Below are 17925 nucleotides of genomic sequence, written 5' to 3' on the forward strand. Positions count from 1 at the left end.
AAGGGGTGCGGGCCCGCGCCGTGTACGCGTGTCCCTGCGGCCTGCGTCAGGCGCCGAGGATCTCGCGCGCCAGCTTGGCGGTCTCGGTCGGCGTCTTGCCGACCTTGACGCCGGCGGCCTCCAGGGCCTCCTTCTTCGCCTGTGCGGTGCCCGAGGAGCCGGAGACGATGGCGCCGGCGTGGCCCATGGTCTTGCCCTCCGGGGCGGTGAAGCCCGCGACGTAGCCGACGACCGGCTTGGTGACGTTCGCCTTGATGAAGTCGGCGGCACGCTCCTCGGCGTCGCCGCCGATCTCGCCGATCATCACGATGAGGTCGGTGTCGGGGTCCGCCTCGAACGCCGCGAGGGCGTCGATGTGCGTCGTGCCGATGACCGGGTCGCCACCGATGCCGACGGCGGACGAGAAGCCGATGTCACGGAGCTCGTACATCATCTGGTAGGTCAGCGTACCGGACTTGGACACGAGACCGATGCGGCCGGGCTTGGTGATGTCGCCCGGGATGATGCCGGCGTTGGACTGGCCCGGGGTGATGAGACCGGGGCAGTTCGGGCCGATGATCCGGGTCTTGTTGCCCTTCTCGTTCGCGTACGCCCAGAAGGCGGCGGAGTCGTGAACGGCGATGCCCTCGGTGATGACGACCGCGAGCGGGATCTCGGCGTCGATCGCCTCGACGACGGCGGCCTTGGAGAAGGCCGGCGGGACGAAGAGGACGGACACGTTCGCGCCGGTCTTCTCCATCGCTTCCTTGACGGAGCCGAAGACCGGAACCTCGGTGCCGTCGAAGTCGACGGACGTACCGGCCTTGCGCGGGTTGACGCCACCGACGATGTTGGTGCCGTCACCCAGCATGAGCTTGGTGTGCTTCATGCCCGTGGCGCCGGTCATCCCCTGGACGATGACCTTGCTGTCCTTGGTGAGGAAGATAGCCATGGTGTTGGAGTCCCTCGTCCCTTACTTCGCAGCCGCGGCGAGCTCGGCGGCCTTGTCGGCCGCGCCGTCCATGGTGTCCACGCGCTGAACGAGCGGGTGGTTGGCGTCGGAGAGGATCTTGCGACCCAGCTCCGCGTTGTTGCCGTCGAGACGCACGACCAGCGGCTTCTCGACCTTCTCGCCCTTGGACTCCAGGAGCGCGAGCGCCTGCACGATGCCGTTGGCGACCTCGTCGCAGGCGGTGATGCCACCGAAGACGTTGACGAAGACGGACTTGACGTCCGGGTCGCCGAGGATGATCTCCAGGCCGTTGGCCATGACCTCGGCGGAGGCGCCGCCACCGATGTCGAGGAAGTTGGCGGGCTTCACGTTGCCGTGGTTCTCACCGGCGTACGCGACGACGTCCAGGGTCGACATGACCAGGCCGGCGCCGTTGCCGATGATGCCGACCTCGCCGTCGAGCTTGACGTAGTTGAGGTTCTTGGCCTTGGCGGCAGCCTCGAGCGGGTTGGCTGCGTCCTTGTCCTCGAGGGCCTCGTGCTCCGGCTGGCGGAAGTCGGCGTTCTCGTCGAGCGAGACCTTGCCGTCCAGGGCCAGGATGCGGCCGTCCTTGGTCTTCACCAGCGGGTTGACCTCGACGAGGAGCGCGTCCTCGGCGACGAAGGTCTCCCACAGGGTCACCAGGGCCTCGGCGACACCCTCGGCCACGTCGGCCGGGAACTTCGCCTGGGCCACGATCTCGCGGGCCTTGGCGATGTCCACGCCGGAGTTGGAGTCGACCGGGACCTTCGCGAGGGCCTCGGGGGTCTTCTCCGCGACCTCCTCGATGTCCATGCCGCCCTGCACCGAGGCCATGGCCAGGAAGGTGCGGTTGGTGCGGTCGAGGAGGTACGAGACGTAGTACTCCGCCTCGATCTCCGGGGACAGCTCGGCGATCATCACCTTGTGGACCGTGTGGCCCTTGATGTCCATGCCGAGGATGTCGGTCGCCCGGGCGACCGCCTCGTCGGCGTCGGCGGCCAGCTTGACGCCGCCGGCCTTGCCGCGGCCGCCGACCTTCACCTGCGCCTTGACGACAGACTTGCCGCCCAGCTTCTCGGTCGCCTCGCGGGCTGCCTCAGGCGTGTCGATGACTTCACCGGCCAGCACCGGTACACCGTGCTTGGCGAAGAGGTCCCTCGCCTGGTACTCGAACAGGTCCACGCGCGTCCGTCCCTTTTAGTGGTCTCGCGGTTCGTTCTTCTGCGTGGGCGTGCCGCGAAGGGCAACGTGACTGCGCTGTCACAAGGGAGGCATACACGGTGTCCGCGTACGCGGCATGTCCATCCGGCAGGTTATCCCCGCGCTCCGCGTGACCCTAAATCGCAGATCACACCTGAGCGGTGATAACGGTCACAGACGGTGGCCCCGCCCGGCCCCCGGACGGGGCTCGCCGGAGGTCGGGAAGGGCTGTGGGGGCACCGGAACACCCGGCCCGGGTCCCCTGGGGCCGGGTACTCCGGTGCAGTGAATCGCTACGGCGCGTGCGCCGTGTGCGCCCCGCTCGTCCGGCTACCGCCCGGGCACCGCGTCCGTCACGAAGGACGGGGTGACCGAGGTGAGGCCCTGAGCGCCGGTGACCGCGTCGGCGACGGCGGGACGGGCGTCCTCGCGGACCGTGTCCGTCAGACCGCCTGCGAACGGCCGGGCCTGCGCCCCGACGCCCTCGGCCAGCGGCTGCACCTGGGCGGTGACCCCCTGGGCGAACGGCGCGACGGCGTCCCCGGTCAGCCCCTGCGCGAGCGGCTGGACCTCGGACACGACGCCCTCGGCGAACGGCACGGCCGCACCGGTGACGCCGTACGCCAGCGGCTGGACCTCGGTCGTGACGCCCTGCACGAAGGGTGTGGCGGCGTCGCCGACGACTCCCTGGGCGAACGGCCCGACCTCGCCGACGACGCCCTGCGCGAGCGTGCCGACGTCGCCGACCGCCTGCCCGACGACCGGGACGGCGACGCCGACCGCACCCGCGGCGAGCGGCGGCAGCACGGAGTCGGACGTCTGCTCGACGACGGGCCCGGCCTCGGCCAGACCACCCTGGACGGCAGACGGCACCTGGCTCTGCGCGTAGCCGGGGATCTGCTCGATCGGCCCGAAGAGGTAGTCGATCTCGTCGACCGGCGCGGCCGGGATCTGCGCGTCGGGGAACCGGGCGTCGGGGATGCCCGCGTCGGGGAACCGGGCGTCGGGGATGCCCGCGTCGGGGAACCGGGCGTCGGGGATGCCTGCATCGGGGAACTGCGCGTCGGGGATGCCCGCGTCGGGGATGTGGCCTGCTCCGGGCACCTGCTGGTGCTGTACGTCACCGAGCTGCGGGACCTCGGCGGCCTGCGGGAACTCCGGGGTCTGCGGGAGCTCCGGGGCCTGCGGCGCGCGCACCTGCGACGGGAGGCCGTCCCGCACGTCGGCCGCACCGGCGCCCTCGACCGCCTCGGCGGCCTCGCCGGCCTTGTTCCCGGCCGCCGTCAGCGTGTCCTTGGCGTCGCCGGCACGGTCGAGGGCCTTGGTGTCGGTGACGGCCTTGGCGTGCTTGACCACCTTGGCGTCGGTGACGTCCTCGACTGCCTCCGCCACGTCGGGGGTCTCGGCCCCCAGGTCCGGGGTGGACAGCGGTACGGACACGGGCAGCTCGGCCGCGCTCGCAGCGGCGGTGCCGAGCGCCCACATACCGGTGGCGGTGGCGGCGACGGCTATGGATCGGCGCATGTTCTTGTGCATGGGTGTGTCAGATCCTTCGAAGATGTTCGGCTGTCCGGAGGATTCGTCCGGACGCGGGCAGACCTGTTCCGCCCCCGCGCGGCAGGTCGAGGCGGGGGAACGGCCTGCCCTAGCCGGGGAATTCGAGGATCTCGCCGGATCTGTCGGTGATCGGTGCGGCGGTCGCGGGGAGCCCGGCTCCCCGGACGAGCGCGGCGTACGGGCCGCCCGGGACGGGTGCCGCGTGCAGGTCGCCGCCGCGCGGCCCCTGGGCATCGGCCACCGCCGTGCGCGCGAGGTCGCCGCAGGGGGCGAACGGCGCCCGGTCCTGCGTGGGCGGGAACGTCGGCGTGGGCGCGGTGAGTTGCGCGTGCCCGGCGCCCGGCGTGCCGGACCGGTCCGGCCCGGCGGAGGTGAAGCCCGGTGCCCCGATGCTCCGGTCATGGCCACCGGCCGCGCGCTCGGCCGGGGCGTCCGCGTCGGTGTCGCCCGGCGTGGTGGGACCCTCGGCACCACGGCCGGTGTCCGGAGCCGACGGTGACGGAGCACCCGGCGCCCCCGGTGAGTCCGGGGCATCGCCGGGCACGGGCAGCTCCGGCAGCGCGGAGAGCAGCGGAGGGAGCCCCGGCAGGGACGCCACCAGCGGCCGCGCCTCTCCGGCGATCCGGTCGACGGCCTCGCCCGCTCCCCCGACCACGGCATCGCGGGCATCACGCACGCGAACGGGTGTGGAGGCGACGGGACCGGCGGAAGCCCCGGGGTCGGCGGAGGCGACGGGACCGGCGGAAGCCCCGGGGTCGGCGGAGGCGACCGAGCCAACGGGCTCGGTGACCGGCTTCGTGGCCGGTGCCGCAGTCGCGTTCCGTACGGGCCCGGGCTGCGCGGCTCGGTGCTGCGCGGCCTGATGGCGTACGGCCCGGTCGACCGGCTCGACGACCGATGCGGCCACCGGCTCCACGGCCCGGTCCGCCACCGGCTCCACAACCTGGTCCGCCACCGGCTCCACGACCGGTTCGGCCACCGGCCCCACGACCTGGTCGGCACCCGGCACGGCGTCCGCCACGGAGGCCGTGAGCCCGCCCGGGTCCGGACGCTCCTGCGCTTCCGCGCGGCCGCCCGCGAGGAGGCCCAGGGCCAGCAGCCCGCCGAGGAACAGCACCACCTGTACCGCGCGACGCCCCGCCGTCCCGCGCGCCGGGCGCGGGTCGACGGCTGCGCGGGCAGCGGCGGTTGCGGTCACCTCGGGTGAACTCCTGATACGCGGGCGGGTGGGGGCGGAGGGCGGCGGAATGCGCCCCTCCGCGAACGACGGTGTCGATGCTTGCACGAGCCCGTGGGGGTCACGCAAGTCCCTGGCTACGGTTGGTGCTCCTTGTCCGGTATGGGCAGTGGTCTCTTCTTGATCGCCGCCGCCATGACGTCCGGGAAGAGGTCCGGCGTACAGGCGAACGCGGGTGCGCCCAGCGCTCCGAGTGCCGCCGCGTGCTCGTGGTCGTACGCCGGTGCTCCCTCGTCGGAGAGGGCGAGCAGCGTCACGAACTGCACGCCGGACGCCTTCATCGCGGCGACCCGCTTGAGCATCTCGTCGCGTAGGCCGCCCTCGTAGAGATCGCTGATGAGCACGACGACGGTGTCGGCGGGGCGGGTGATCCTCGACTGGCAGTAGGCGAGCGCCCGGTTGATGTCGGTGCCGCCGCCGAGCTGGGTGCCGAAGAGGACGTCGACCGGGTCGTCGAGCTGGTCCGTGAGGTCGACGACCGCCGTGTCGAAGACGACGAGCCGGGTCGAGAGAGTGCGCATGGAGGCGAGCACCGCGCCGAAGACCGAGGCGTGGACGACGGAAGCGGCCATCGAGCCCGACTGGTCGACGCACAGGACGATGTCCTTCTTGGCGGACCGGGAGGAGCGGCCGTAACCGATGAGGCGTTCCGGCACGACCGTGCCCGTCGTCGCCGTTCCTGTCGTCTCCGCCGTCGTCGCGGTCTCCGGTGCCGGGAGCGTCAGGTAGTTCTTGAGGTTCGCCCGGATGGTGCGGTCCCAGTCGATGTCCCGGTGGCGCGGCCGGCTGATCCGCGCCGAGCGGTCCAGAGCCCCGGTCAGGGTGGTCCTGGTGCGGCTCTCCAGCCGCGCCTCCAGGTCCTCGACGACCTTGCGGACGACAGCGCGGGCGGTCTCCTTCGTCGTCTCGGGCATCGCCTTGCCGAGGGACAGCAGGGTGCCGACGAGATGGACGTCCGGCTCGACCGCCTCCAGCATCTCCGGCTCCAGGAGGAGGGTCGCCAGGCCGAGCCGGTCGATCGCGTCGCGCTGCATGACCTGGACCACGGAGCTGGGAAAGTAGGTCCGGATGTCGCCGAGCCAGCGGGCGACGGAGGGCGCCGACGCACCGAGTCCCGCCGAACGGCCGCCGGTGCCCCTGTCTCTGGGCTTCTTACCCCCGCCCCCGCCGTACAGGGCGTTCAACGCACTGTCCATCGCCGCGTCCTGGCCGGTGAGGGCACGGCCCGTGCTGTCGGCACTGTCCGCGCCGAGCACCATCCGCCAGCGCCGCAGCCGTTCGGCGTCGGGCGGGGCGTGCGAGGCCGTGGTCGTCCGTTCCGTGGTCTCCCCCGGCGTCTGGCTCATCGGGTCCGTCCTCGTGGTCGTCCTCGTGGTCGTCCTGGTCGTCGTCATACGGCCGCCTCCGCGGGCTCGGGCGGGCGGCCGAGCAGCAGGCGCAGCACCGGTTCGACCGCGTCGGCCCTGGCCGGGTCGAGACCGGGTCCGAAGCCTCCGGTCGCCGGGGCGGCGTCGTCCCGCCGGGCGCCCTCGGGGACGGGGCCGCGCCGGACCAGCTCGCCGAGGGTGCGCCGCACGCCCGGTTCGTATGCGGAGAACGTGCGGCGCAGCAGCGGCAGCACATCGGTGAACTGGTCGGCGGGGACACCTGTCAGCCAGGCGTCGACGAGGCCGAGCAGCCGCTCGTCGTGGACCAACAGCATGCCGCCGCCCGACGCTCCGCCGACGAACCCCTCGATCCAGGCAGCGGCGTCGGCGGGCGGGGTTCCGGGCGAGAGCGCCAGGCCCATCAGCCGGGCCGCCTCGTCCTCCGGCAGCCGGCCCTCGTCCAGGAGCAGCCGGGTCGCCCGGCCCCTGATGATTCCGGCGATCGTGTCCCGGGCCGCCAGCTTGTGCAGCACGGCGTCCCACCGTTCACGCAGCCCCGTGCCGGGCTCCGCCCCGGTGTCCAGCAGGCCGATCGCCCCGTGCACGGCCTCCACCCGACCGCGCAGCGTCTCGGCGCCGTCCGGGTCGAGGCCGGTGCAGGCGGGCGGCAGGCCGACGCAGATACGCTCGGCGAGTCCGGCTGCGACCTCCGCCAGCGCCGCCGTGTCCGTGGAGCGCACGTCCCCGTACCGCAGGGAGCGGGCCAGGGCGGGCAGCGCGTCCGCGAGGTGGCCGACGTCGGCGTCGAGTGCGGCCCGGTCGGCGAGGGCTTTCATCACGACGGGCAGTGCGTCGGGCAGTCCTGCCAGGAGGCAGTGTTCGGCGAGTGCGGTGACATCGGCCAGTGCCGTCGCCGCCACGGCCTGCGACGCGGCCTTCGCGGTGGCGGCGGTGAGCACGGTCGTGCCCCACACACCGGCCTCCGCGACCCGGACGTGCAGTTCCGGCTCCCAGCTCAGCCGCCAGCTCTCCCGGAAGGTTCCGGTGCTGCCCCGCCCGGCGACCGGGTCGCCCCAGCCGACGTCGAGGAGGCGAAGCCGGTGGAGCAGGCGGCTGCGGGCGGCGTCGGTCTCCTTGCGCAGGTCGAGGTCCAGCTCGCGTTCCGATGCCTCCGGCTTGAGCCGGAGGGTGCGCTGACTGCGGGTCAGGTCCCTCTGCAGCGGGACGGCCGGGGCGGTGTCCGGGACCTCGCCGAGGCTCTCGCCGACGATCAGCCGGTCCCGGACGAGGGCGAGCGGGACGTCGGACCCCTCGCACATGACGGCCCGCACGGCATCGGTCGTCTCGCCCAGGCCGGCCAGCGGGCGGCCCCGGAGGGCGGCGAGGGTCTCGGCGAGCCGGACGGCCTCGATGACATGGGCGGTGGAGACGAACCGGTCCTCGCCGCGCAGCAGTCCGGCGACCTTGGTCATCCAGCGCTCGATCGGCCGGTCGGCCGCCTCGAAGAGGTGCCCGTACCAGCCGGGCGAGTCGATCCCGGCCCCGTATCCGCTCTGCCGGGCGAGGCGGCGGTGGGTCCACGGCACCCAGGTCAGATCCGTTCTGACCTTCGGCAGGCCCTTGAGCAGGGCGCGGTCGGCGGCGAGGGTGGTGCGAGCGGCGAGTGCGGGCACGTGCCAGGCGCCGCAGACGACGGCGACTTGGTCCCCGAACTCCTTGCGCGCGGTGCGGAGCTGGATCCGCATGTACGCCTCGCGCACCGCGTCACGCGGCTGCCCGCCGTCCCCGTACGCCTCGCGGAGCGCGCTCATGGCCTCGGCCAGCGCGACGAACGGGGCGAGGACGTCGCCGGGCGCGTCATCGGGGTCCGCGCCCTCGGGGGTGGCGCCCTCAAGGCGCATGCCACCGTCATCGCGCTCCCCGGTGGGTGAGCGGTGTTCGACGACGTCCTCCCACCAGCGCTCGGGATCGTCGTATCCGGCGGTCTCGGCGAGCACCCGGATCGGGTCGACGACCGGCGTGACCTCTTCCTCCTGGGCATGCTCGGCCCGCTCGGGCCCCTCCCCGGGCTCCTTGGGCGCGGGCTCCTTGAGCGCGAGGGAGTGGGCGGCGGGCAGGTCGATGAAGCGGACCGGGACGCCGTGGTCGAGGGCCCAGCGGATGGCCACCCACTCCGGCGAGAACGCGGCCATCGGCCAGAAGGAGGCCCGCCCCGGATCGTCCACGGCGTGTGCGAGCAGCGCGACGGGGGGACGCATCCGCGGGTCGGCGGCCAGAGGCAGCAGCGCGTCGCCCTCGGGCGGCCCCTCGATGAGGACGGCGGCCGGGCAGGCCGCCCGGAGCGCGGCGAGGACCGCGCGGGCCGATCCGGGGCCGTGGTGCCGCACGCCCAGCAGCCAGGGCCCGACGACCGGCCGGGCGGCCGACCCGGTCGTGGTGCGGCCCGGCGGCGCGGCGGCGGCCACCGCCGCGCCGCTCATGCGGACACCTCGCGGCAGGCGCGGTAGAAGTCCTTCCAGCCGTCCCGCTCGCGGACCACGGTCTCCAGATACTCCTGCCAGACCACCCGGTCCGCCGCGGGGTCCCGGACGACCGCGCCGAGGATGCCGGCCGCGACGTCGCCGGGGCGCAGGACGCCGTCGCCGAAGTGGGCGGCGAGCGCGAGGCCGTTCGTGACGACGGAGATCGCCTCGGCCGTGGAGAGCGTGCCGGAGGGGGACTTGAGCTTCGTGCGCCCGTCGGTGGTCACTCCGTCGCGCAGTTCACGGAAGACCGTCACCACGCGCCGGATCTCGGTCAGGCCCTCCGGGGACGCGGGCAGGTCGAGCGAGCGGCCGATCTGGTCGACGCGCCGGGACACGATGTCGACCTCGGCGTCCGGAGTCCCGGGCAGGGGCAGCACCACGGTGTTGAAGCGGCGGCGCAGGGCGCTGGACAGCTCGTTGACGCCGCGGTCCCGGTCGTTGGCCGTGGCGATGAGGTTGAACCCTCGGACGGCCTGGACCTCCTGCCCCAGCTCGGGGACGGGGAGCGTCTTCTCGGACAGGATCGTGATGAGCGAGTCCTGCACATCGGCGGGGATGCGGGTCAGCTCCTCGACCCGGGCGGTCATGCCCTCGGACATGGCCCGCATCAGCGGACTGGGCACCAGGGCGTCGCGGCTGGGGCCGTGGGCCAGCAGTTGCGCGTAGTTCCACCCGTAGCGGACGGCTTCCTCGGGCGTGCCCGCGGTGCCCTGCACGAGCAGCGTCGAGTCGCCGCTGACGGCGGCGGCGAGGTGCTCGGACACCCAGGTCTTGGCCGTGCCGGGGACGCCGAGCAGGAGCAGCGCCCGGTCGGTGGCGAGCGTGGTCACGGCCACCTCGACCAGGCGGCGCGGGCCCACGTACTTCGGCGTGATCACCGTCCCGTCGGGCAGGGTCCCGCCCTGCAGATAGGTGGCGACGGCCCACGGAGACAGCCGCCAACGGGCGGGCCTGGGACGGTCGTCGGCCGCCGCGAGCGCTTTCAGCTCGTCGGCGAACGCGTCCTCCGCGTGCGGGCGCAGCACCTGCGCGCCGGCCTCCGGCTCGACGGCCGCGGTGGTGTTGGACACGGTCATGGCTCCCCCTCCAGATCGGTCGTCCTGATCTGGTTACCACCGTGCACCATGCCACTGACAACGGGCCCTGACCGCAGGTCAGAGCCCGTTGGCGAGCGTGTGGGCCCCTCCCCCGGAAGCCCGTCGGCCCGGCCCCGACCCGGCCCCGGTCCGGCCCGGTCCCGTCAGCCGACGACCGGCGACACGGCGACGCAGCCGCCCGCCGTGAGCATGCCCTCGCCCTTCGCCTCCTTGATGACCTCGCCCTTGTAGGTGATGGAGCAGGTGACGTCGGCACCGCCCGCTTCCAGGGCGACCGGGGTGACGGCGGGCGGCATGATGCCGCGCAACGTGACGGTCTTCTTCCACGGCAGGGCCGGCTTGGTGACGGTCTCCAGCTCGGGCTCCATGGCCTCGCCGCCGCCCCCGTGGAACATGATCTCGTCGACGCCCGTGCCGGTGACCTCGTACGTGACCTCGTAGGTCTCGTCCACGGTGGTGTCGACCGCCTTGCCGACCGCCTTGTCCACGGACTCGGCCGAGCAGGCCCCGAGTCCGAGCACGAGAACGGCGACCGCGAGGGCGCGGGTGGTGCGGGTGGTGCGGTTCATCTGGGATCCCCCCTGGATCGGCCCGGGCACGGATCCGTTCCGTACGCGGAGACCGCAGAGAAACGCAAAGGCAGGGCAAAGTCAAATCTGCCGTCGACCCGCTGCTTCGCAGGTCGGAGCAGGTCGGCGAGCAGGTCGGAGAGCAAGTCGGGGGGATTGTCAGTGGCGCCCCCTACCGTCGGAGACATGCAGCTATCTCACGGGGGAGAGACCTCGCCCACCGGTGCCCCGGTGGCGCGCTGGTCGGTGGAGCAGGTGCTGGCACTGGCTCCTGACGCGGCGTCACGCAAGGCGGGCACGCGGCTCGGCGCGGCCGGTCCGTGGTCCGGCACGGGGAGCGACGCGACGGGTGCGGTGTGGGGCCTGTGCAAGGGAAGCGGAAGCACGCCCTATCGGACGGTGGTCGACACCACGGGGCCTGCCTACGCGTGCAGTTGCCCGAGCCGGAAGTTCCCGTGCAAGCACGCGCTGGGGCTGTTGCTGCTCCGGGCGTCCGACGATGCCGCGTTCCGGCCCGCCGAGCCGGCCGACTGGGTCGCAACATGGCTCGCGGGCCGGCGCGCACGCGCGGCACAGACGGGTGGCAGCTCCGCGGCGGGCGGCGACGGCGCGCGGGGCCCCGTCGACACGGACGCCGCCAGAAAGCGGGCGGAGCGCCGCGCGGAGCGGGTCACGGGCGGTGCCCAGGAGCTGGAACAGCGCCTGGGCGACCTGCTGCGCGGTGGCCTGGCCGCGACCGACCGCTCGGGGTACGGCCTGTGGGAGGAGACCGCGGCGCGCATGGTCGACGCCCAGGCCCCCGGTCTCGCCGCCCGGGTGCGGGAGTTGGGCGCGATCACCGGGTCCGGGGCGGGCTGGCCGGTCCGGTTGCTGGAGGAGTGCGCGCTGCTCCATCTGCTGGACACGGCCTGGCTCGGCCGGGACCGGCTGCCGGATCCGCTGGCCGCGACCGTGCGGACGAGAGTGGGGCTGCCCATGTCCGCCGAAGGGCCCCCGGTCCGTGACCACTGGCTGGTCCTCGCGCAGTACGACACCCCGGACGGCAAGATCGTCACCCGCCGGATCTGGCTGTACGGGCGGGGGTCGGGCCGCACCGCTCTGCTGCTCTCGTTCGGCGCGGCGGGCCGGTCCCCGGACCGGGCACTGCCGGTGGGGGCGACGATCGACGCCGAGCTGACGCCGTATCCGGGCGGCGGGCAGCTCCGGGCGGAGCCGAGCGAGCAGTTCGGGACCACGGCCTCGGCCGGTCCCCCGCCGGGGATCGCCGCAGCGGCGGCACCGGCCGTGTACGGGAACGCCCTGCGGGAGGACCCCTGGCTGGAGGCCTGGCCGGTCACCCTGCGCGACGTCATACCCGTGCCGTCGAAGGACGGCTGGCAGCTGGCCGACGCCCACGCCGGTGCCCAACCCGGTGCTCCCGCCGGTGCCCACGCCGACAGCACCGCGGACGAACCCGCTGACGGCCCGGCCGACGCCCGCACCGGATCCGCGCTGCCGATCGCCCCGGCCGCGCTGTCCCGGCCGGGCCTGTGGAAGCTCGTCGCCCTGTCCGGCGGCGGCCCGGTCACCGTGTTCGGCGAGCTGGGCCACCGCGGCTTCGACCCGTTCGCGGCCTGGGACCCGGGCGAGCGGGAGGAGGGCGGGGGCACGACGGGCGGGTCGCTCGTCCAACTGGTCTGACCCGGACGGGCGGACCGACCGGGGGCGGACCGACCGGCGGGGCAGACCGACCGGGGCCTGCGCACCGGCGCCCGCGCCCACACACGCACATTCCTCACCGCACTGCCCACCGCCCCTGCCCGCCGCCACGGTCCACTGCCCTACGTCCTTGTCCGCTCCCCCTGTCCGACATCCGCGCATCCCTGCCACGGGAGGGGAAAGAGATGCCTCACACGACCGGCCCCACCGCAACCACCACCGCCGACGCCTCCACCACCCCCGCTTCCACGTCCACGTCCACGTCCGCGTCCGCGTCCGTCGACGCCCTCCCCTGGGAGGACCTGGTCACCTCGGCTCTCCTGGGCACCGACCGCCGCCCTCCGGCATCGCGCGGCGGCCCCGTGCCGGCCGATGCTCCCGCGGCCCTGCTGGACGCCGCCGCCCTGCACACCGTGCGGCGGCGGGCCGGGCTGCTCCCCGCCGTGCCGGAGGCCCGGCCCGAGCCCGCCGCCCCGGATCCGCGCCCGGCGCTCCCCGAAGCCGCCCGGCACCGGCTCGCCCACCTGCTGGCGGACCGTTCCGCGCCCTCGGGCGGCGGGCGGCGCGGGACCGCACCCGACCTCACCGAGCTCATCCCCCAGTGGCTGGCCATCGCCAACCGGAGGGGCTTCCGCGCCCCGGCGGCTCTGCTGCCCCCGCTGCTGGACGCCGCCCGTGCGCGTACGGACCTGCGCCCGCAGGCGCTCGCGTTCGCCGGGCCGCGCGGCAGATGGCTGGCCGGGCTGAATCCCGACTGGAAGTTCGCCCTGCGGGGCTCCGCGAGCGGTGCGCCGCCGACCGACACCACGGACCCGGACGCGGTGGCCCGGCTGTGGGAGGAGGGGCTGTTCGCGGAAAGGGTCGCGCTGCTCGACGCCGTACGGGCGCAGGATCCGCCCGCCGGACTCGCCCTGCTCGCCACCACGTGGTCCGCCGAACGGGCCGAGGACCGGCTGATGTTCCTGGATTCCCTGCGGTCGGGGCTCGGCGACGCCGACGAGCCGTTCCTGGAGCAGGCCCTGTCCGACCGCAGCCGCAATGTCCGCGCAACCGCCGCCGAACTGCTCTCCGCCCTGCCAGGATCGGCACTCGCCGGACGGATGGCGGCCCGCGCGATGTCCTGCGTGCACCCGGACCGTACGGGGGACGTCGCCGCCATCGCCGTGGAGGCGCCGCACGAGTGCGACGCGGGCATGCAGCGCGACGGTGTCATGGCCGTCCCGCCGACGGGCCGGGGCGAACGCTCGTGGTGGCTGGGGCAGTTGGTGGAGGCCACCCCGCTCGGTGTCTGGGAGGAGCGGTTCGGCGGGCGTCCGGCCGAAGAGGTCGTGGCCCTGCCCGTCGCCGACGACTGGGCCGACGAGCTGCACACCGCCTGGTGCCGGGCGGCGGTCCGGCAGCGCGATCCACGGTGGGCCCGGGCCCTGCTCGGGCGCCCGTCGGCGCCGGTGGCGAGCGGCCCCGGGACCGCCTCGATCGCCGAGCGCTCGAAGCTCCTCGCGATTCTGGACGCCGGGGAACGTGCTTCCTGGGTGGCCGGGTTCATCGCGGCGCACGGCCTGTCGGAGGCCTTCCAGCTGCTCGGGGTGTGCACGGTCCCCTGGGCCGGGCCGCTCGGGCGTGCGGTGGTCGACGCGCTCGACATCGCGCGGGACGGCGGAAGTTATCCGTGGAGCTTCAGCGGGGTGATGGGCCTCGCGGAGCGCTGTCTCGATCCGGCCGAGGCCGACCGGCTTGAGGTCCTGACGGCCGCGCAGGACGAACAGGAGGGGGCATCGCCGGGGGCGGGCGGCTATTGGTCGGAGGCCTTCCAGCGCCTGGTCTCCACTCTGCGGCTGCGCGCCGCGATGGAGGCCGAGCTGATGGCCTGACGGTGACGGAGGGGCCGCCTCCGGCCCGGGACGGAGACGGGCCCGTGTACGGCGGGCCCGTCCCGGGTGCGGCGTTCAGGTCTGGGCGGCCTGGCGGACGTTGGCGTTGACCCACGTGACGATCTCGGTCGTCGTCGCCCCCGGGGTGAAGAGCTCCGCGACGCCCAGCTTCTTCAGCGGGGCGATGTCGTCCTCCGGGATGATCCCGCCGCCGAACACCTTGATGTCCTCCGCCTCGCGGGCCTTCAGCAGCTCGATCACCTTGGCGAACAGCGTGTTGTGCGCCCCGGAGAGGATCGAGAGGCCGATGGCGTCGGCGTCCTCCTGGATCGCCGTGTCGACGATCTGCTCGGGCGTCTGGTGGAGCCCGGTGTAGATCACCTCCATGCCGGCGTCCCGCAACGCCCGCGCGATGACTTTGGCCCCGCGGTCGTGGCCGTCGAGGCCCGGCTTGGCCACCACCACACGGATCGGACCGGTCACACCCATCACTGCCTCCACCTGGTCTCCCGCGTCTGAAGGGACGGGGATGTGAACGAACGTTATCCACAGCATCCCGCAAGCCACAGTTTCGCGGCAGGCGGGGAGGGGGAAATCACACGTGGGACATGTTCGCCAGGCGTCGTCCCGGCATCACGCGGAGTTCCGGCCGCGCGGGGCCTCGGCGCCAGGGGGTGTCTTGCCGATCAGGCCCGCGCGCCGGGCCTGATCGGCAAGACGCCTCCCAGGGGAGCCGCTACGAGGTCGCCGTACCACCGCGCCGCCAGCCGCACGGCACGGTGGTACGGCCCCACGCACCCGGTCACGGCCGCCCGGCCGGGTCGGCAGCACTCCTCGTCCCGCCACCCACAAGGGCGTACGGGGACGGGAGCCGCCTCCCCGTACGCCGGTGCAGGAGGCCGGCCGTGAAGTTCCCCCCACCCCTCTCACCGCTGACCCACCTCACCCACCTGGCCCGCCGCACCCGCCTGCCCCGGCCTCCGGGGCCCCGGCTGTCGTCCGCGCTGCTCGGCGCCACCGCGCTGGAGCTGTTCGTCCTCGCCGGGCGCCTGGCCGTCTACCCCTTCGGGCTCGCCCCCGAACGGGGCGGGACCGCGCCCGCCGAAGCCGGGCCCCCCGCGATCACCGACCCCCCGGCCCCGGCCACCACCGTGCCGCCCGTCGTGCCGTCCGCCGCGCCGCCCGTCGTTCTGCTGCACGGCTTCATCGACAACCGCTCCGCGTTCGTCGTCCTGCGCCGCACGCTGGCCCGCCACGGCCGCCGCCCGGAATCCCTCAACTACTCGCCGCTGACCCGTGACGTCCGTACCGCCGCCGGGCTGCTCGGCCGGCATGTGGAGGAGATCTGCGCGCGCACCGGGCACAGCCGGGTCGACATCGTCGGGCACAGCCTCGGCGGCCTGATCGCCCGCTACTACGTACAGCGGCTCGGCGGTGACCGGCGCGTGCGCACCCTGGTGACGCTCGGCACCCCGCACGGGGGCACCGCCGTCGCCCCCGGGGCGGGCGTTCACCCCATCGTGCGGCAGATGCGCGGCGGTTCCTCCGTGATCGAGGAACTGCGCGGTCCCGCTCCCGGCTGCCGGACCCGGTTCGTGGGCTTCTGGAGCGAGCTGGACCAGGTGATGGTCCCCGTCGGGACGGCGTGCGTCGACCACCCCGACCTCGACGCGGTGAACGTACGCGTCACCGGTATCGGACACCTCGCGCTGCCCGTGCACCCCACGGTGGCCGCCGCGGTCCGTGAGGCTCTTGAGGCACCGGAGGCCGGAGAGGACGACGCCACCTCCACCGGGACGACGTCCGCGGCCTGAAAATAGAACATCACTCGAACATAGGGCCAAGGCTGTGCCTGCCGTCCACCGAAAGACGGCCGATTGCCCGTTTCCTGCGGGCCCAAAACCTGTCGAAGATTGTCGTCCTCACATACCGCCGGGTACAGTCGCGGCCACTGCTTCCCCCTGGGACACCCCTGACCGGGACCCAGAACAGTCCTGCTGCCGAGGCGAGAGAGACGTTGGTGAACGACCAGCACCCCCACGCCGGGCACGTCGGGTACGACGACCGATCGACCGGCAGCTTCGACACCGACCCGCTCTTCGGCTCGCTCCCCGGCGGCCACGACACCGGCTACGACGTCGGTCACCCCGCCGCCGGATACGGCGACGCCACCTACGGCCAGGGCACCTACGGCGCCGGATTCGCCACCACGTACGCGACCGGACAGCCCGACCACAGCGGCCAGTACAACGCCTCCGCGTGGAACACCGGAGCCCAGCAGACGCTCACCCACGACGGCTACGCCGCTCAGGACCAGGGCCAGGAACACGCCCAGCAGGCCGCCCAGGCCCAGGCCACGCAGCAGTGGGACACCTCCGGGGCCTGGCAGCAGGTCGACGACCAGGACCTGACCGGCCAGTGGGCGACCACCGGCACCGGCGCGTTCCCCACCACAGGCTTCCCCTCCGCCCCGTACGGCACGGAGACCGCGTACGGGGCGGACCCGTACGACACGGGGGCTTACGACACCGGGGCGTACGGCACCGGGGCCTACGAGACGGCCGCCCAAGAGACCGGTACGTACCCCGCGGACACCGCGTACGGAACCGGCGGCGCCCACGCGGCGGACGCCTACGGGACGGGGACGGACGCCTACGAGACCGGGGCGTACGCCACCACCGCCTTCACCACCGGCGCCTACGACACCGGGGCGTACGGGACCGGGACCTACGAGACCGGCGCGTACGGCACGGTCGCGTACGACAGCGGTGCCTACGACGCGACCGCCTGGAACTCCGGCGCCACGCCCGGGGACGCCGCGTACGAACCCGAACAGACGTCGCACTCACTGTACGAACAGCAGCCGGCCGACGCGACGGCGCACGAGGGGCCGGCCGAGCCGGACCACACGGCCGGTGACCCGGCGGCCGACGCGTCCTCCACCTCCGAGTTCGCCGCCCTCACCCACGACTTCGCACAGGACACCGCGCCGGATGCCACGCCGGAGCCGGAAGGCGAACCGCGGCAGGACGGCGGGGACGGTGTCCCCGCCCCGCACTCCGTGAACCGCACCGCGGTCCGTCCCCCCGCCCCGCGCAACCGGGCCCGCCGCCGCAACCCCGCCAAGCGTTCCGCCCTGCTGACCGTCGCGGTGCCCTCCGCCTGCGTGATGAGCGTCGCGGGCATCGCGGCCGCCTCGGTCGGGATGCCCGGCGGCGAGGAGAAGCCGGAGGAGACGACCGCCTCGCTGGCGGTCGCCGACCCCAGCACGGTCAAGCCGGTCGCCGTCAACGACAAGCTCAACAACCAGCTCGAACAGCTCTCCGAGGGCAGCGACGACTTCCGCGAGCGCGCGAGCCGCACCCAGGAGCGCATCGACCTGCGGGAGCGGCAGGCGGCGGAGAAGAAGAAGCGCGAGGAGGAGGCCGCACGCCGTGAGGCGCTGCGCCCCAAGTTCGTCCTGCCGGTCAAGCAGCACGGGCTCTCCGCCTACTACGGCCAGGCGGGCGTCAACTGGATGTCCGTGCACTCGGGCATCGACTTCCCCGTCTCGTACGGCACTCCGGTGATGGCCGCGACCGACGGCACCGTACGCACCCAGCTGAACAGCGCCTACGGGGTCATGGCGATCGTGACGGCCGCCGACGGCACCGAGACCTGGTACTGCCACCTCAGCAGCACCAAGATCCGCTCGGGCCCGGTGAAGGCAGGCGACGTCATCGCGTACTCCGGGAACTCGGGCAACTCCACCGGCCCGCACCTGCACTTCGAGGTCCGGCCCGGTGGCGGCGCGGCGATCGACCCGCTGGTGTGGCTGCGCAGCAAGGGTCTCAACCCGGCCTGACGGAACGG

Annotated in this window: 13 protein-coding genes; 4 read left to right on the top strand and 9 right to left on the bottom strand. The window is 73.8% G+C overall.

Going from position 1 to position 17925, the window contains the following annotated elements; translation table 11 throughout:
- Positions 1-46 precede the first annotated feature (46 nt).
- The 8 genes from sucD to IE140_RS03610 all read right to left on the bottom strand — a co-directional run bounded on the left by sucD (position 47) and on the right by IE140_RS03610 (position 10504).
- Complete coding sequence (gene sucD / locus IE140_RS03575) at positions 47-931, bottom strand: succinate--CoA ligase subunit alpha (protein WP_006126995.1); 885 nt, start codon at positions 929-931, stop codon at positions 47-49.
- A gap of 21 nt (positions 932-952) precedes the next feature.
- Positions 953-2134, bottom strand: coding sequence for an ADP-forming succinate--CoA ligase subunit beta (gene sucC, locus IE140_RS03580; RefSeq protein ID WP_032763829.1), 1182 nt, complete (start codon positions 2132-2134; stop codon positions 953-955).
- 348 nt (positions 2135-2482) lie between these two features.
- Positions 2483-3688 (bottom strand): hypothetical protein, encoded by a 1206-nt coding sequence (locus IE140_RS03585; protein WP_150196954.1) that lies wholly within the window; start codon positions 3686-3688, stop codon positions 2483-2485.
- A 109-nt stretch (positions 3689-3797) separates the two neighbouring features.
- Complete coding sequence (locus tag IE140_RS03590) at positions 3798-4907, bottom strand: hypothetical protein (protein ID WP_189460048.1); 1110 nt, start codon at positions 4905-4907, stop codon at positions 3798-3800.
- Between the two features lie 116 nt (positions 4908-5023).
- Positions 5024-6292, bottom strand: a complete 1269-nt coding sequence (locus tag IE140_RS03595) for a VWA domain-containing protein (protein ID WP_150196952.1) — start codon at positions 6290-6292, stop codon at positions 5024-5026.
- A gap of 44 nt (positions 6293-6336) precedes the next feature.
- Positions 6337-8793: a DUF5682 family protein gene (locus IE140_RS03600; protein ID WP_189460050.1), complete on the bottom strand. Its 2457-nt coding sequence runs from the start codon at positions 8791-8793 to the stop codon at positions 6337-6339.
- Positions 8790-9914, bottom strand: a complete 1125-nt coding sequence (locus IE140_RS03605; RefSeq protein ID WP_093443198.1) for an ATP-binding protein — start codon at positions 9912-9914, stop codon at positions 8790-8792. Before IE140_RS03605 ends, IE140_RS03600 begins: the two co-directional genes overlap by 4 nt.
- Positions 9915-10078: 164 nt before the next feature.
- Positions 10079-10504: a hypothetical protein gene (locus IE140_RS03610; protein ID WP_088576264.1), complete on the bottom strand. Its 426-nt coding sequence runs from the start codon at positions 10502-10504 to the stop codon at positions 10079-10081.
- Positions 10505-10690: 186 nt separating this feature from the next.
- Between IE140_RS03610 and IE140_RS03615 the strand changes: the two genes are divergently transcribed.
- Both IE140_RS03615 and IE140_RS03620 read left to right on the top strand, forming a co-directional pair.
- Complete coding sequence (locus IE140_RS03615) at positions 10691-12184, top strand: SWIM zinc finger family protein (RefSeq protein ID WP_150196951.1); 1494 nt, start codon at positions 10691-10693, stop codon at positions 12182-12184.
- Positions 12185-12387: 203 nt separating this feature from the next.
- Complete coding sequence (locus IE140_RS03620) at positions 12388-14073, top strand: DUF5691 domain-containing protein (protein ID WP_150196950.1); 1686 nt, start codon at positions 12388-12390, stop codon at positions 14071-14073.
- A gap of 75 nt (positions 14074-14148) precedes the next feature.
- On the opposite strand, the gene icmB is transcribed toward IE140_RS03620, so the two are convergent.
- Complete coding sequence (icmB, locus tag IE140_RS03625) at positions 14149-14562, bottom strand: coenzyme B12-dependent isobutyryl CoA mutase small subunit (RefSeq protein ID WP_010058670.1); 414 nt, start codon at positions 14560-14562, stop codon at positions 14149-14151.
- A gap of 416 nt (positions 14563-14978) precedes the next feature.
- Between icmB and IE140_RS03630 the strand changes: the two genes are divergently transcribed.
- On the top strand, positions 14979-15887 hold the full coding sequence (locus tag IE140_RS03630) for an esterase/lipase family protein (protein WP_373296144.1): 909 nt from the start codon (positions 14979-14981) through the stop codon (positions 15885-15887).
- A 206-nt stretch (positions 15888-16093) separates the two neighbouring features.
- The gene (locus IE140_RS03635; protein ID WP_150197329.1) at positions 16094-17917 is read left to right on the top strand and encodes a M23 family metallopeptidase; all 1824 of its coding nucleotides are present in this window, start codon (positions 16094-16096) and stop codon (positions 17915-17917) included.
- The last annotated feature ends 8 nt before the right edge of the window (positions 17918-17925 follow it).

Origin of the sequence: Streptomyces parvus, from assembly GCF_014648875.1 — a bacterium.
GTDB classification, from domain to species: Bacteria; Actinomycetota; Actinomycetes; order Streptomycetales; family Streptomycetaceae; genus Streptomyces; species Streptomyces parvus.